The organism is Clostridiaceae bacterium, assembly GCA_012840395.1.
Taxonomy (GTDB): domain Bacteria; phylum Bacillota; class Clostridia; order Acetivibrionales; family DULL01; genus DULL01.
Genome location: DULL01000090.1, coordinates 31,457 through 48,211, shown reverse-complemented (window position 1 = coordinate 48,211; position 16,755 = coordinate 31,457). Strand labels below are relative to the sequence as shown.

At 35.4% G+C, this 16,755-nt stretch carries 17 protein-coding genes; 1 reads left to right on the top strand and 16 read right to left on the bottom strand.

The features are described from left to right. Positions 1-163: 163 nt before the first annotated feature. The 13 genes from GXX20_10350 to GXX20_10290 form a co-directional block, all read right to left on the bottom strand. Positions 164-1,048 (bottom strand): stage 0 sporulation family protein, encoded by an 885-nt coding sequence (locus GXX20_10350; protein ID HHW32054.1) that lies wholly within the window; start codon positions 1,046-1,048, stop codon positions 164-166. A 2-nt stretch (positions 1,049-1,050) separates the two neighbouring features. After that, on the bottom strand, positions 1,051-2,037 hold the full coding sequence (locus GXX20_10345) for an AAA family ATPase (protein HHW32053.1): 987 nt from the start codon (positions 2,035-2,037) through the stop codon (positions 1,051-1,053). 9 nt (positions 2,038-2,046) lie between these two features. Next, on the bottom strand, positions 2,047-2,499 hold the full coding sequence (locus GXX20_10340) for a YaaR family protein (GenBank protein ID HHW32052.1): 453 nt from the start codon (positions 2,497-2,499) through the stop codon (positions 2,047-2,049). Positions 2,500-2,510: 11 nt separating this feature from the next. Then, positions 2,511-2,840 (bottom strand): hypothetical protein, encoded by a 330-nt coding sequence (locus GXX20_10335; protein ID HHW32051.1) that lies wholly within the window; start codon positions 2,838-2,840, stop codon positions 2,511-2,513. Positions 2,841-2,966: 126 nt separating this feature from the next. After that, the gene (locus GXX20_10330; protein ID HHW32050.1) at positions 2,967-3,590 is read right to left on the bottom strand and encodes a dTMP kinase; all 624 of its coding nucleotides are present in this window, start codon (positions 3,588-3,590) and stop codon (positions 2,967-2,969) included. Positions 3,591-3,633: 43 nt separating this feature from the next. Then, entirely contained in the window at positions 3,634-5,067 is a 1,434-nt protein-coding gene (locus GXX20_10325) for an aminotransferase class V-fold PLP-dependent enzyme (GenBank protein HHW32049.1), read from the bottom strand. A gap of 1 nt (position 5,068) precedes the next feature. Next, positions 5,069-5,860: a type III pantothenate kinase gene (locus GXX20_10320; protein ID HHW32048.1), complete on the bottom strand. Its 792-nt coding sequence runs from the start codon at positions 5,858-5,860 to the stop codon at positions 5,069-5,071. Between the two features lie 18 nt (positions 5,861-5,878). Continuing rightward, positions 5,879-6,256: a hypothetical protein gene (locus GXX20_10315; GenBank protein ID HHW32047.1), complete on the bottom strand. Its 378-nt coding sequence runs from the start codon at positions 6,254-6,256 to the stop codon at positions 5,879-5,881. 31 nt (positions 6,257-6,287) lie between these two features. Next, positions 6,288-7,277 carry a biotin--[acetyl-CoA-carboxylase] ligase gene (locus GXX20_10310; protein HHW32046.1) on the bottom strand — a complete coding sequence of 330 codons (990 nt, stop codon included), beginning with the start codon at positions 7,275-7,277 and terminating at the stop codon, positions 6,288-6,290. Between the two features lie 10 nt (positions 7,278-7,287). Next, on the bottom strand, positions 7,288-7,914 hold the full coding sequence (locus GXX20_10305) for a hypothetical protein (protein HHW32045.1): 627 nt from the start codon (positions 7,912-7,914) through the stop codon (positions 7,288-7,290). Between the two features lie 256 nt (positions 7,915-8,170). Beyond that, positions 8,171-10,843 (bottom strand): cyanophycin synthetase, encoded by a 2,673-nt coding sequence (gene cphA, locus GXX20_10300; protein HHW32044.1) that lies wholly within the window; start codon positions 10,841-10,843, stop codon positions 8,171-8,173. Next, complete coding sequence (locus tag GXX20_10295) at positions 10,840-11,667, bottom strand: cyanophycinase (GenBank protein HHW32043.1); 828 nt, start codon at positions 11,665-11,667, stop codon at positions 10,840-10,842. The genes cphA and GXX20_10295 overlap by 4 nt, the downstream gene beginning before the upstream one ends. Before the next feature lie 30 nt (positions 11,668-11,697). After that, positions 11,698-11,970, bottom strand: coding sequence for a hypothetical protein (locus GXX20_10290; GenBank protein ID HHW32042.1), 273 nt, complete (start codon positions 11,968-11,970; stop codon positions 11,698-11,700). 277 nt (positions 11,971-12,247) lie between these two features. Here GXX20_10290 and GXX20_10285 point away from each other — a divergent pair, with 277 nt between their 5' ends. After that, positions 12,248-12,889 (top strand): LexA family transcriptional regulator, encoded by a 642-nt coding sequence (locus GXX20_10285; protein HHW32041.1) that lies wholly within the window; start codon positions 12,248-12,250, stop codon positions 12,887-12,889. 694 nt (positions 12,890-13,583) lie between these two features. Here GXX20_10285 and leuB read toward each other — a convergent pair. The 3 genes from leuB to leuC are packed head-to-tail and all read right to left on the bottom strand — an operon-like array spanning position 13,584 to position 16,476. Next, complete coding sequence (gene leuB / locus GXX20_10280) at positions 13,584-14,672, bottom strand: 3-isopropylmalate dehydrogenase (GenBank protein ID HHW32040.1); 1,089 nt, start codon at positions 14,670-14,672, stop codon at positions 13,584-13,586. A 14-nt stretch (positions 14,673-14,686) separates the two neighbouring features. Continuing rightward, positions 14,687-15,187 (bottom strand): 3-isopropylmalate dehydratase small subunit, encoded by a 501-nt coding sequence (leuD, locus tag GXX20_10275; protein ID HHW32039.1) that lies wholly within the window; start codon positions 15,185-15,187, stop codon positions 14,687-14,689. Then, the gene (gene leuC / locus GXX20_10270; GenBank protein ID HHW32038.1) at positions 15,187-16,476 is read right to left on the bottom strand and encodes a 3-isopropylmalate dehydratase large subunit; all 1,290 of its coding nucleotides are present in this window, start codon (positions 16,474-16,476) and stop codon (positions 15,187-15,189) included. Before leuC ends, leuD begins: the two co-directional genes overlap by 1 nt. Positions 16,477-16,755 lie beyond the last annotated feature (279 nt).

Here is a 16,755-nt window from a genome sequence, read left to right as displayed (position 1 = left end):
GTGTTATTATTCATATATAACTCATGGTACTCCTTTGCTAATGTTTTTCTTTGGTTATTAAACATTTTACAATGGATTACCATGAGTTTTCTATATATTACGGCATTTTATTTTACAACTTCCCTTAATATAATTTATTTATTTTTAACAACTTTTCAGCAAGCTAATCCTCCAAAGTCTTCAAAGTCTCCAGATCCACATCCAGCTCCAGATCAAGATCCTCATCACTTGCCGCAGCATCTTTAATAATCTTAATATCATTTAATTTAAATGTAGCCAGATCTGCTTCATTGCCTTTATCTAATTTAACTTTCACTATCTCTTTCAAGATATTAGCCTCTATAACTACTCCCTGGCCTTCGGGGGTTTCAACTATTGCACCAATTTTAGGTGTTCTGGCTAATAATTCTTCATAGACTTCATGTTCATATTTAAGGCAGCACATTAATCTGCTGCATGCGCCGGATATTTTACAAGGGTTCAAAGACAAGCCCTGTTCTTTTGCCATTTTAATGGAAACAGGTTCAAATTCTCCAAGGAAAGATCTGCAGCAAAGAACACGGCCGCAAATTCCTATACCGCCCATCATTTTTGACTCATCTCTTACACCTATCTGCCTTAATTCAATCCTGGTCTTAAACACCGCCGCAAGATCCTTTACAAGTTCTCTGAAGTCAACTCTGCCATCAGCAGTGAAATAGAATAATATTTTATTATTATCAAAAGTATATTCAACTCCAATAAGCTTCATATCAAGATTATGATTCTTGATTTTTTCAAGGCATATATTAAAAGCTTCTTTCTCTTTCTGCTTATTTTCTTCATAGTGTTTTTTATCTTCCTCAGTAGCAATTCTTATAACTTTTTTCAAAGGAGCCACTATATCTTCATCCGGTACTTCCCTATTTGGGATAACCACCTTTCCAAATTCTATACCTCTTGCAGTTTCTACAATCACATTTTCATTTAAATCTATCTGAAGGTTGTCAGGATCAAAATAATATATTTTTCCTGCCTCTTTAAATCTAACTCCTACAACTGTCACCATAATTAGAATTCCTCCTGAAGCCTCATCAGCATAATTTCAATTGATAATTGAAAATTCACATTCTGCATAATTGAACTGCGGGCTTCCTCAATTATATCAATATTTTTCAACAACTTTTTGTTGGAACAATTCAGGGCATTTTTTAATATAATATCTTTTTTATCAGAATTAATCAATAATTTGTCATGTTCCATATTTTTCAATATTATCATATCTCTATAAAAAAAAGTCATAATATCAAGAATAATACCAATTCTATCTTTATTTTCTTCAAAAAATGGATACATTTCAAATACTTCAATTAACTTAGGCTTTGACAGCTTCTGGATTATATTAAAAACATTTTCTCTAAGAGACATTAATTCTCCTGACTGAGCCAGATCTTTTGCTGTACCTATAATTCCATTTGAATAGGATGCAATAAAATTTATTCCCTCAAGATCTTCAGTAAAATTATTTTTTAGGTATTCATAAACTTCATTTGCTGTATTTTTTATAAAGTCATATCTTGACACCCTGGATCGAACAGTATCAATCAGCGCATCAGCATTTGAAGTGGTCAATATTAGGACAGAATAATCCGGAGGCTCCTCCAAAGTCTTAAGAAGGGAATTCTGAGCCTGAATTGTCATTCTGTCTGCATCCGGAATAAGATATACTTTCTTATCAGAGTATACAGGCCTTATCACAATGCTGTTCAGCATATTTCTTATGTCTTCTACATAAATGCTTGTACCTTCTATTTCCAGTTCAATATAATCAGGATTTGATTTAGAAAAAAATAGTCTGCAGGATTTGCAATCCATGCAGCTTCCAACAACATGGGAATTCTCACATAATATCATCCCGGCAAAATCTCTGGCTACAGTTTTCTTTCCTATACCCTTAGGTCCAACAAAAAGGTAAGCATGCCCGACTCTATCATTTTTCAAAGAATTAACCAAAGTATTTATAACCTGCTTTTGTCCTATTATTCCATCAAAATTCATTTCCAGCACCTACATAATTATGTCAAGTATGAGTCCTCTTATATCATCAAGTCTTTTCAATACTCTAATGTTGTTCTTTTCTTTGCCGAGAACATCCTCGGCCAGCAGTTCAAGCTCTCTGTTGATTTTCTTAATTATAGCATAAACCCTATGCCGTCCCCTTCTGTCAAGAAAGCTCTGCTTTGAAAATTTGCAGGTACCATTAATAACTTCATATAAGAACTCTGAAACCAGCTTTTTATAATACTTCAATTCTTTAATATCAACCTTGTCTCCGACTTTTTTTCCCTGCTCAAATATCTTTTCTGCAAGCTCCTTAATTTTATCATCGCCACTTAAAGTTTGAGCATGCTTAAGGCTTACCTGGAAGCTCTTTTCATGAGTATCTGAAGTTCTTAATCCTTCCGGGACAATCTTTTTCTTTATATTTGCAGTATTTCCAATGGTACTTTCAACCTTCAAATGGTTAACACCTACACCTTCTCAAATCTTTCAATGTCTATAACGAATATAGTTGCTCCACCTACTACTACCTCCACAGGATATGGAATAAACATACCTCCCATTCCGCTGGGAGTCATGGAGGAATTTATAACCTGTTTTCTGCTTTTACATTTTTTCTTGATGATATTAATAACCTCATCAATCTTGTCATCCTCAACACCTGCCAAAAGCGTAGTATTGCCTGCCCTTAAGAATCCTCCTGTCGAACTGAGTTTGGTAACACTAAAACCTCCCTTGTTGAGTTCCTCCATAACCTTTGGGCCGTCTTCATCGTTAACAATTGCTAGAATCATCTTCATAACAGTTTTCCTCCTTTCATAATTTTAATAATTTTATAAGGATCCATTTATGATAATTTTATTAGTGCCCTTGCCTTTTTCGGTCTCCTTGCCTCTGTTATTTGCCTTCTTGGAACCTCTGTTTATTTATGGACAAACTTTATTTAGCCAGAATCTCACTTCCTCAGAAATTTCCTCTATACTCCTGTTAGCATTTATAATCTTTATTCTATGTGGAAATAATGCTGCCCTGTCTTTATACCCTTTATAAACCCGTTCGTGAAATTCTAATTTTTCTTTCTCTATTCTATCAGCTCCGGTAGCTGAAATCCGTCTTGCAAGAGCAAGTTTAGGCTCAATATCAAAGAAAAAAGTGATATCTGGCATAACATTGTCCAGAGCAGGTTCATTTACGTTTTCAATAAATTTTAGATCTATTCCTCTTCCATATCCCTGATAGGCATAGCTGGAATCAATGAATCTATCGCAAATAACCACCTTTCCCTGGTTCAGGGCAGGCTTTATAACTTCAAATACCAGCTGGGCTCTGGCTGATGCATAAAGCAGCATTTCGGTAACAGGAGACATTCCTGTATTTGATTCATCCAGAATGATATTTCTTATTTTTTCACTTATTTTTGTACCCCCAGGTTCTCTGGTCAAAACAGGTTCATAACCTTTCTGTTGAAAATATTCTTTAATTTTCTCAATCTGTGTGGTTTTACCAGAACCGTCCATTCCCTCTATAGTAATAAATAAGCCTTTTGCCATATATGTCTCCCTTGTCCAGTATATGTATTTTAATTATATTATATCACTGTTTATCATCTACAACCAATATATCTAGCTTTTCACTCACACCATTAACACGGCAGCCTTTTGAAATTAATTCATGTATATACTCAATAATCTCTCTCGTTATTAATTCTCCGGGACATAGCAAGGGAATACCGGGAGGATAGGGAGTTATAATCTCTTTTGATATCCTGCCCTCTGCCTTGTCAAGAATTTCTCTTGTACCTGCAGCATGAAGAATATTTTTCAGTTTCATAACCTGTGCAGGCATTTCTGGTCTCTTAATTAAAATTCCGGATAATTCTTTATTTTCTGCAACATCTTTTGCCTGATATTCAAGAAGCCCCAGCAGTCCTTCCCTGAGCCTGTCAAAACTTTCTTTTTTATCAGCAATGGTAGCAATAAAAACAACATTATTCAAATCGGACATTTCAGCAAAAATATTGTATTTTTCTCTTAAAATTCTATCAGCCTCATAGCCTGTTAAGCCAAGTTTTGCTACATTTATTACAATCCTTGTAGCATCTTTTTCTCCCCCGGATATATCCTTATTGGTAAGCCACCTGAAATTTTCATTTTCTGTTTGTTTCTGGATTGTTTCAATATACTCAAACAATTCTGATAAAAGAATTTTTCCATAGCAATCCAAAATATCCCTGGCTACATCAAGCATTGCCATAATAAGATATGATGGGCTTGAAGTTTGCAGCATACGCAGTATCATTTTTAGCTTATCAAGATCTATTCTTTTGTTTTTTACATGTAAATAGGATCCTTGTGTTAGTGCCGGAAGAGTTTTGTGAGCACTTTGAACACATATATCCGCTCCTGAATCCATAGCACAAAAGGGTAACCCGTCTCCAAATCTTAAATGAGCACCATGTGCTTCATCAACGGCCAATATCTTTCCATGGCGATGTACAATTTCAGCTATTTTTTTAATATCAGAGCATACACCATAGTAGTTAGGCCTTGTTATCAGTACTGCTGCAGCTTTTGGGTATTTTTCCAGCATTTTTTCTACTTCTTTAGGAGTAATTACTGTAGTTATACCAAACTCCTCATTAAACTCTGGTTTCAGATACACAGGTTCCGCACCTGCAAGCATCATACCTGAGATAACAGATTTATGACAGTCACGGGATACTATTAGTTGATCACCCGGTTTGCATATTGCCATAATCATGGCATGTATACCTGAAGTAGACCCGTTTACAAGGAAAAATGTATTGTCTGAGCCAAAAGCTTCTGAGGCTAGAACCTGGGCTTCCTTTATAATTCCAGTAGGATAGTGGAGATTATCTGTTCCAGGAATCTCTGTTATATCAATAAACGGCAAATCCCTGAGAATTTCCGCAGGAATACCTTTTCCCAGCTTATGTCCTGGTGTATGAAAAGGCAGCGGATTTAAGCTTATATATTTTTTTATAGTATTATATATAGGAGTATTCAAATTATACATTATCTAGACCTTTATTTCTTTCATATATAATTCTGAGACCTTCTAGTGTTAGAAACTCATTTACTATATCTATAGTTTCAGACTCTTCAGCAATCAGACCTGCCAACCCGCCAGTTGCAATTACCTTGATTTTATTTTCCCGATTTTCTTTCATCTCATCTTTAATACGTTTTACTATATAATCAACCATTCCGGTATAACCATATACAATACCTGATTGCATACTTGAAATGGTGTTCTTTCCTATAACTCCCTCCGGTTTTACCAGGTCAATTCTCGGTAGTTTTGCTGCTTTACTAAAAAGTGCTTCAGCTGAAATGTTGATACCCGGACAAATTACATTACCAAGATATTCTCCCTTTGACGATATGGCACAAAAAGTTATGGCTGTACTAAAGTCAACAATAATGGCAGGCCCTCCGTAAATCTCATAAACAGCAACCGCATTTACAATTCTATCGGAGCCCACTTCCTTGGGATTTTCTGTCTTAATGTTAATTCCTGTCTTTATGCCAGGTCCTACTATTATAGGTTCCACCTTCAAAAATTCTTTTATGGCATATTCCAAAGAATATGTAAAAGACGGAACAACCGAAGATATAATGGCACCATGAATATTTTTTACATCTATATTTTTATATTGAAAAATATTAATTAGAAATAATCCCAATTCATCAGATGATTTTTCTCTGTTTGTGGTTATGGTTAAATGTGCGTAAAGCTTTTTACCTTCATACACACCAAGCCCCGTGTTGGTATTACCCACATCTAAAACGAGAATCATTGCTTTTCACACCTACTTTCATAACCCCAGTCTCAAACTTTTTATTTCCTTCATCTCAAGTTCTATCTCTTTTTCTATTCTGTTGATATCTTCTATTATATCTTCTATGGTTTCTTCTACTTTCACTTTGCTGCCGTACCTTGTCTGGTTACCCTTATTAACATTGCCTTGCCTTCCATAGTCATCCTTTCGGGAAGTTTTATTAAATGTACTCTCTTTGGAACTTCCCTGTTCACGGTTATCCTGCTGGACCACTTTCTGACCTTGAATTTTCTTTTGTTCCTGTAAGCCTTTTGAGAGCGATTGATTCTTACTCTCTTTCTGAAGTCCCCTTAAAGAATTAGTTTTTCTCTGATATCCCTTCCTTGAAGTAGTCTTGTTAACTTCTGTGTCCACTCTTTCGCCTCCTTCACTTTTTAAATCTTAATTAATAGCTTTTCAGAGAAATCTCACCTGATAAAATTAATTGAGTAACACCATCAAAAGATCTGATCACAAGTTTACCCTCCTCTGTTAAATCTTCGGCAATACCTGTGAAATCTCCATCTCTGCTTGAAACAACGACTTCTTTTCCCAGAACAACTGAATATTTTTTCCAATTTTGTATTATTTCTTCTGTTCTTCCCTTTAAAATAAAATTATAATATTTCTCAATCTTAGTTAAAAGTTTCCCAACTATCATACTTCGCGTAAATTCAATATTTATATTATTCTGATAGATGTAGCTTTTAAGCGAAATAGCCTTATTTCTTAAATTCTCTGAAAAATCACGGTTATCCTGGCCAATATTTATTCCTATTCCAATTACAACAAAGTTAATTCTGTCCATTTCAGAACTCATCTCAACCAATATTCCGCACAGTTTTTTCCCATCAAGCAGTATATCATTAGGCCATTTTATTCCTGTAGCTATACCTGTGGTATCTTTTATTGCTTCAACAACTGCAACTGATGAGGCAAGAGTAATTAATTGAATAGCTTCAGGAGATATATCAGGCCTTAGTATAACAGACATCCAGATTCCATTTCCCTTATCTGACTCCCAGGTGCGTCCAAGCCTTCCTCGTCCTGAAGTTTGCCTTTCAGCAATTACAACGGTTCCATCTTTACACCCTTCGTAAGCAATCTTTTTTGCATAATTGTTTGTAGAATCTATCTCCTTAAAATAAAGTATTTCATGACCTAAAAATTCTGTATTCATGTTTTCGGATATATCAGAAGGCACAAGAACATCCGGCACAGATATTAATCTATAACCAACTTTAGGAAAGGATTCAATTACATATCCTTCACTTCTTAAATCTTTGATATGCTTCCATATTGCTGTCCTTGAAACATTCAATTCCTGGCTTAATGTCTCTCCTGAAACAAAATGAAACAAGTTTTGTTTTAATTTCTTTAAGATTAAATCCTTCACCAGCATCTCCTCAATAGTATGATAAATCAGGAACTTTGAATATGAAAGGTTTTCCTGAGAAATTATCAATAAATATGGTTGTTCTGTTATTTACATCTTCAAATTTCCTAAATTTTCCGCATTCCACCAGTTTCATGTGATAGTAATAAAGTGCGGTGTTACAAAAATCTTCTTCTGTTTCCTTATAATATTCTAAAATATTATTTATGTAAAGCTCTTCAGAATTATTAAAAAGTACAGGTGAGTCAATGTTTTTGTTAAGGATACTGATATTTCCACCAATAACAGTAGTTGTAACAAGACACTCAGGAAGTCTGTAGGAACCAAAAATATAATCCTTTACAGGAATTATCGACTCTCTGTATAAAATCATTATCTCAGGATCTCGAAGTCCGGTATTAAAGAGATATTTATCACCTACAAAACAATGTTCAGGCTCAACCTCCAGTTTAACACATACTAAATGTTCTGAATTATATTTTTCAATATCGTCCTTCGGATTTAGCAGGGCAGTAATGCATTTTTTGTATTGACCTTCAATAAGTTCTTCCCTGTCGAACCACTTTGATAATTTCAATCCACAGTCAACAACATATTCCACATCATTAATCGGTATATAATAGTACAGGTCTATCATTACAAAATATTCACCTCCGATTAGAAGCCCTGTCCTACAGACAATGTTGAACTGAATTCAAATGGTATTTTACACTATTATTATAAATTTATAAGGTTCATAAGTAAACTCAAATTTCAAAGAAAAAGGGGACACTCCTGCACTATCAGCATATTTTGGGGTAAGAGAGCCACTCAATAGTCAAGGCCTTATCAACACAAAAATTTTTTTGATAAAAAAACAGGAGTGTCCCCTTCCCTCGGAGTGTCCCCTTTCCTCAGATCATCGCAGCATATTCTTTGTTTGTCCCTGATTCCTTAGTTTCTTTATGAATTAAAGGTTTTTTGACTTTACTTTGTTTAAGTTTTTGTATTATTTCTACCGCAGGCTCAAATTTCTCATAAAACATAACAATTAAATCTCCAGGTTCAGCATTCATGATAGCTTTTTCCAGGGCTTCTGTTTCGGAATAAATTATTTCAATTCTGTTTTTATCAACACCCTTTATTATTAATGAATCATATAAAATATCCGCTACTTCTCCCGGGCATCTTCCTCTAAGGCATCTGTCCTCCTTAATGTAAAATTTGTGAAATGCCTTGCTGCATAATTCTCCCACTTCTCTGATATGCCTGTCCATTCTATCCCCTGGCATTCCCAGTATGCCAACATATCTATTGGCTTTTATCCTTTGTAAATACTGTATTACCGCTTTATAGCCCGCTGGATTATGCCCATAGTCAAGCATAATTTTAAATCCATCCATGTCAAACATATTTATCCTGCCAGGATTATTTTCAATATCAGACTTAAAGGACATTAAGCCCTCTCTTATTATTGAAATGGGAATATTTAACGCATATAGAGAAGATACCGCTGCAAGTGAATTCTCAACATTAAATTCTGCAATACCTCCCATGGTTATAGGAATTTCGCTAACAGCTACCACAGGTGTAATTTTTGTGTTGTCATATATGCTCATAAGACCATCTTTAACGGTCACTGCAACTCCTCCGGATCTTATATGCCTTACAATAAGAGGATTATTTTTATTTTTGCTGAAAAGAATAAGTTTACTTTTTACTCTTTTTAGAAAATAATGGCACATATCATTATCAGCATTTATTACTGCATAACCATCGGGTTTTACAGCTTCTACCACCAATGATTTTACAAAAGCCAGATCTTCCAAAGTGTTTATGTTATCCAGACCTAAATGATCCTCACTTATATTCACAATTACTCCGACATCGGCCAAATTATAACCAAGGCCTTTATTAATAATACCCCCCCGGGCGGTTTCAAGAACAGCTGCTTCAACCTCCTTGTTAGCCAGTACCAAACCCGCACTGATAGCTCCTGTGCAATCACCTCTAACTATACATTCATTGCCTATAAACACCCCGCTTGAGGAAGTCATCCCAACCTTAAGTCCCGACAAAGCAAGAGTATGGCTTACAAGCCTTGTGGTGGTGGTTTTTCCATTAGTACCTGTTATTGATACAATAGGTATGGAACAAGGGCTTCCTTCAGGAAACAACATATTTACTATATCTTCCGCAACATTTTTGGAATTTCCTTCGGAAGGATAGAGGTGCATTCTTAAGCCAGGTGCGGCATTTACCTCAAGGATGGCTCCATTATTCTCGTTGATTGGAACAGATATGTCAGGGGTTTTAATATCTATTCCTGCAATATCCAATCCCACTGCTTTTGCAGCCTTAATAGCCATTTCTTTGTTATCCGGATGTATTTCCTCTGTGCATTCCCTGGCTGTTCCTCCGGTGCTGAGATTTCCATTGCCCCGAAGAACTACATTCTCACCTGCAGCTGGAATATAATTTTCATCTATTCCCTGTACTGATAGTGTCTGAAGAACTACAGAATCAATCTTAATTCTTGTAAGGGGTTTTTCATGCCCTTCTCCCCTTGCCGGATTCCTATTTTCTATTTCAATAAGCTCTTTTATAGTATGCTTTCCATCCCCTGTTATGATAGGAGGCTTTCTTTCAGATACAGCTGCTATTTTATTTCCTATCACAAGCACTCTGTAGTCTGTCCCTTCCACAAATTTTTCAACTATAACTGCTCTGCAGTATTTTATTGCTTCTTTATATGCAATTCTAACCTGTTCTTCGTTAAATATATTCAAGGTTACACCTTTGCCCTGATTAACATCGCAAGGTTTTATTACGACCGGATAACCTATCTCTTTTGCTATTCTTATTGCAGCATCTTCTGAATAAGCTATATGGCCATAAGGTACAGGTATACCGTAACTGCTTAATATTTGTTTTGTAAGATGTTTATTTCCCACTATATCCACAGAAATGCAGCTGGGAACATCTGTAAGAGATGCAGAAACCAATCGGGAATATTTACCGTATCCCAGTCTCAGCATACTGTCATCACCAATTCTTGTTACAGGAATGCCTCTTTTTTCGGCTTCATCAAAAATAGATCTGGTACTGGGTCCAAGTTCAAACTCAACAGCCAGTATACTTAGGTCTGTTAATATTTTTTCCATATCGACTGCTTCATTCCTGAAAAGCTTATCTATAATTTCAACAGCTGCTTTTCCACTTTCAAGCCCTAACTTTTCATTCTTATATTCAAATACGATATTATATATTGAAGGTTCTTCCAGTACCCTTGTTCTCCCGAAAAATACATCATATCCATTCATGTTCTGAAGTTCCAGAGCAATATGTTCAATAACATGTCCTGCGTAGGTCCCTTCAGATAGTCTTTCTATAAATCCTCCTTCATATCCTGGAGAACAATAATGTTTCTTTAATCCTGGGAAAAAATCAATTAATTTTTCTTTTAATCCTTTTATATCTTTTGTTGTCACATTGTGAAATTCTTCTATATCTACTGTCATTTTTATTACAGGCCTGTGACAATAAATATTTCTGCCTGTAAGACTTTGTATATTGTTTATTTTCACTTTTTGCCCTCCGCTTTCTGGATTTCCCTTACTTCCCTGCTTCTTAAATCATATCCATAACCTTCGGGAAGCATATGAAGTGTTATATTGCTTATAGCCAGGATTTCATCTGGCTGAAGTTCAGATACATTTGAAGTTTTTATAGATTTGCCGTCTACCACTGTGACAGAATTTGATCCAATCACAATGAAATAACCATCAGGATATACTCTAATAGCAGTGTCTTCATCTATGCCAACTCCAAGCATATATGGATTCTCTGCTACTGAGCACAAGAGCCTCCCTATTCTTCCCCTTTGATGAAAATGCTGGTCAATAATTACTTCCTCCAGCAAACCAAGTCCCGGAGCCATTTTTAATGTGCATTTCCTGGCAGGGTCATTACTGTCACCTTCAATTATCATGGTGCTGCTCATGACTGAAGCTCCCGCGCTTGTTCCTGCTATAGTTACTCCTCTCTGATATGAATTATAAAGAGCATCATGTACTTTTGTACCACCCAAAATACTTGTTATTCTTAGTTGATCTCCTCCTGTAAAAAAAATACCTGTGGCATTATTAATTATTTCCACATAGTCATAATAGTTTGCATCATCTCTATGATGAATATTTAGTATCTGAATATCTTCCACATTCATATTCTTAAATATTTCAAAATACTCTTTTCCTGCAGTATCAGGGTTTTCATTTGCAGTGGTAAGTATTGCAAGACGTGCTTTTTCTTTTCCTGAGATTTCAACAAAATACTTAAGAATCCTGCATTCTCCTTCTCTATCCTCAGCTCCGCCGATAACTAACAGATTTCCCTTTACTTTTTCTTTCATCTAAAGCCTCCGCAAAACAGCCAGCACTATTTATATCCCTAAAAAATGCCTAGTATAGTTTAAAATTACACCGCTGTAAATAAGCCCTATAGCCATAAATATTATACTGGTTACTATTAAAGCAAGTCCCGTTCTGCTGCCACTTTTAGTTGACAGTATCCCGCATATAACACCTACCAGTCCGAAAATAAAAGGATATATAAAAAGAGACAGGATTGCGGAAATCCACCCTACAACAATAAGTAAAATAACTGAACCTTTTGATACTATTCTATTTTCATATGAATCACTTGTATTTGCCATATTTTATATCACCCCGTAATATTATTGTCATGTTTTATACTACATATTCAATGTACTTCCACATCTATCAATGTACTTATATATTTTCCTGTCAAATTGAAAATTATTAGGAAACCTTTATTATTGTGTTAAATTTTTACACTTATCTTAAATCAATTGAAAAACTGTATTAACTTTGATACACTATAATCTATCTAGTAATTATGTTAATTAAAAAACCGCAAAATTGGCTTAAATACTGGATTTGATCCATCTATTTATTGAAAGGAAGGATTTTATGTCTTTTAACTTTGACAGTCTAACATCAAAACAAAAAAAAGTTTACATGATTATTGAGTCTTATATCCGATCCAATGGTATTCCTCCTACTGTAAGAGAAATTGGCGAACTGATGGGAGAAAAAACTCCAGGAGCTGTTCAGGGAATTTTGAACAGGCTGGAATTAAAAGGAGCATTAAAGAGGCAGGTAGGTATTGCCCGCTCAATACAGCTGGTCCCCCGGGATGCATCTTTGTATAGTGAACCAGTATTTATCCCTGAAATAAAAAAAATTACAAAACGCAATATAGACAATCTATTTGATATTTATAATATACACCAGTATCTGCCTTTGCCTTCGGAAATTGTTGAGAATGATAACAATCATTTTATTATCAGATGTCCCAACGATGATCTGTTAAAAAGCAATATCTGTCCGGGAGATATTCTCATAATTAAAATGGAATATAAATTAAACGAAGGGGATATAGCTCTAATTTTTTACAATGACCGCATCATATTAAGAAAATATTATACAGTAAATGGCCAAGAAAAAAAAATAATACTAAAAGCAGATAATAGTATTATACGAAAAGAATCATTTTATTTAAGTGAAATTATTATTATTGGAAAAGTTGTAGGAAAAATATCAAAAATATAGACATAATTCTTGACTTAACTCCTGATAAAATTTTTGGTTTTAACTTTTGATATAATTTTCTGTATAAACTTTTTGTACTGTTTCTGTTATTAATACAGTTTACGATATAAACCTTTGATGTAACTTGCAATAACTTTTGATATAACTATTGATAGTAATACTTTATACTTTAACATTTTTTTAGTATTGTTCTAAGTTTACAATATATTCTTTATTTTCTATATCAATTTTCTTTTCGGTTAACTGCATTTTATTTTTGCACGTCTAAAAAATACATCTATATCAACCCTGGCATAAATTAAGGGAGTAACAATATTTTACCGATTTATTTTGATATTTAAGAATCTATTGGTTGATATAGCTTATGTAGATACAAAAGTATGCCAAAAACAAAGGGTATAAGAAGGCATCAATATTAGAAATTCTGCCAATTCAGAAACAGAAAATAGCCTTCGGATTCAAATATTTTATAAATTGCACTGTAGAAGAATAATGTTGAAGCAAACTTAAAAAATAAAGGTCGGGAAAATTTAAGAAAAATTTTAAAAAGGATTTGAAAATATATGGAGCTGACAAAAAACTATGCCAGCTCCTATTTTATTATAGCTCCGCAATAGAATTAGTATAGGGAAGATGTTAAATATTATTTCGATATTATTACGAAATTTCGATATTATTACGAAGCTATTTTTTACTATGTTATGCTCTCTAATTCTTCTACTATAAGATCTCCCATACTGTCTGTTCCCACTACTGTTTTCCCATCTGATGAAATGTCCCTGGTTCTATATCCTTTTTCAAGGACATTAAGGACTGCTTTTTCAATTGCTCTTCCTTCGGCATCAAGATTGAATGAATATTTCATCATCATAGCTACTGAAAGAATTGAAGCTATGGGATTTGCTACATTCTGTCCTGCAATATCCGGAGCAGAACCGTGAATCGGCTCGTATAAACCGAAGGTACCGCTACCCAGGCTGGCTGAAGGAAGCATTCCTATTGACCCGGTTATCATGGAAGCTTCATCAGACAATATGTCTCCAAACATATTTGAGGTTACTATAACATCAAACTGGTCAGGCCTTCTCACAAGCTGCATAGCCGCATTGTCTACATACATGTGGTTCAAGGTTACTTCAGGATACTCCTTTGAAACATTTTCCACAACCTCTCTCCACAGCCTGGAACTTTCAAGAACATTTGCCTTATCGACTGATGTCAGGAGTTTGCGGCGTTTCATTGCTGCCTCAAAAGCAACCCTCGCTATTCTCTCAATTTCAAAAACACTGTACTTCTCTGTATCGTATGCGCATTCGCCTTTATCTTCAGAAACATATCTTCCTCTTTCTCCGAAGTATATGCCTCCTGTCAGTTCACGGACAATCAGAATATCTATACCATCCTTTATAATGTCCGTTTTCAGAGGTGAAGCATCCCTCAACGGGGCATATATTAAAGCAGGTCTCAGATTAGAAAACAACCCAAGAGCTGACCTAATTCCCAAAAGTCCCGCTTCAGGACGAATATTTCCCGGAAGGTTATCCCACTTAGGCCCTCCTACGGCGCCAAGCAGAACCGCATGACTTGCTATGCAGCGTTCAAGCGTCTTTGCCGGTAGAGGCTCTCCATAAGCATCTATGGCGCATCCTCCCATTAATTCTTCATATATAACAAATTTATGACCATATTTCCTTCCTATTGCATTAATTACCTTTATTGCCTCCCGGATAATTTCAGGACCAATACCATCTCCCGGTAATACAGTAATTTCAAATTCTGCCACGCTTTAGGCCTCCTTTATCCATTATTTCCTTTCAATTCTTCCTTAATATAGCCGATTAATCCGTCAGCCTTTATAATTTTTTGCATAAAATCCGGAAAAGGAGTTCCAATGTATACCTTACCCTTTGTAATATTGGTTATTTCTCCTGTATCAAATTTAATGCTAATTTGGTCACCTTCTGAAATATCTTTTGCTGCTTCGGGGCACTCAATAATAGGAAGGCCGATATTTACAGAATTCCTGAAAAATATTCTTGCAAAAGTTTCAGCAATGACACAAGATATACCAGATGCTTTCAATGCTATGGGAGCATGCTCCCTGGAGGAACCGCACCCAAAATTTTTCCCTGCAACCAAAACGTCCCCTTTTTGAACTTTATTCACAAACTCCTTATCCAAATCTTCCATACAATGCATGGCAAGTTCTGATGGTTCTGAAGTATTTAAATATCTTGCAGGTATTATTACGTCTGTATCCACATTATCTCCGTATTTTAGTGCCTTTCCATTTGCTATCACTGTTCTCCCCCCTTGCCTGTACTGTTCAAAACTTCCTCAGGTGAAGCGATTTTACCCATAACTGCTGATGCAGCTGCTACTGCAGGGCTTGCAAGGTATACTTCACTCTCTGGATGACCCATTCTTCCTACAAAATTTCTGTTGGTTGTGGCTACTGCCCTTTCTCCTTTAGCCAGTATGCCCATATGGCCTCCAAGACATGGTCCACAGGTAGGAGTACTTACCACGGCACCAGCATCTACAAATATATCAAATAAACCTTCATTCATAGCCTGCTTCCAAATTTTCTGAGTGGCAGGAATTATAATACATCTGACTTCAGGATGAACCTTTTTACCTTTTAATATTTCCGCTGTGGTTCTTAAATCTTCAATCCTTCCGTTTGTGCAAGATCCAATTACCACCTGGTCAATCTTGATATCTCCCACCTCATCAATTGTTCTGGTATTTTCAGGCAGATGTGGGAAAGCAACTGTAGGTTTAATTTGTGACAGTTCAATCTCATAGATTTCACTATATACTGCATCCTCATCAGCTTTAAAAATTCTATATGGTTTAGTTGAATGCTCTTTCACATATTCAAGGGTTTTCTCATCAACTTCAAAAATTCCATTTTTAGCACCAGCTTCTATAGCCATGTTTGCCATTGCAAATCTATCATCCATTGACAGGTACTTTAAACCTTCCCCAACAAATTCCATGGACTTATAAAGTGCTCCATCCACACCTATTTTACCGATTATATGCAAAATAATATCCTTACCGCTCACCCATTTCCCGGGTTTGCCCTTTAAAATAAATTTTATTGCTTCCGGTACCTTAAACCAGGCTTCTCCTGTAGCCATTCCGGCTGCCATATCCGTGCTTCCTACACCGGTAGAAAAAGCTCCAAGCGCCCCATAGGTACAGGTATGGGAATCCGCTCCTATTACAACATCTCCGCACACAACAAGCCCCTTTTCAGGAAGCAGGGCATGCTCCACTCCCATCTGTCCAATTTCAAAGAAATTTACAATGCCCATTTCCCGGGCAAACTCTCTGATAAATTTAACCTGCTCAGCTGATTTTATATCTTTATTTGGTGTAAAGTGGTCAGGTACTATGGCTATCTTTTCAACATCAAAAACTTTATTTATTCCAATTTTTCTAAACTCCTTAATTGCTACAGGTGTTGTAATATCATTACCTAATACCATGTCAACTTTTGATTTTATTAACTGTCCTGGCAAGACTCTGTCAAGACCAGCATGGTCTGCAAGAATCTTCTGTGTCATCGTCATTCCCATAACAGTAACAGCACCTCCTTTGAATATCATCTAAATAATACTAAATTATGTTCCTTTTATATCCTAAATAGTTTAATTATTCCATATACAAATTTCATTATGCCCCTCTCGTAATTATTATGCAATATTAATTAGCGAATATAGCGAATACATTGCATATATGGCATATATAAAACAAATACAAATAAAACAAAAATAAAAAATATTAAATGATTAATTAATACATATTAATTTTCTGTAAGTGAAATTATAGAATATGAGTGGTTCAAGTTCTTCCCG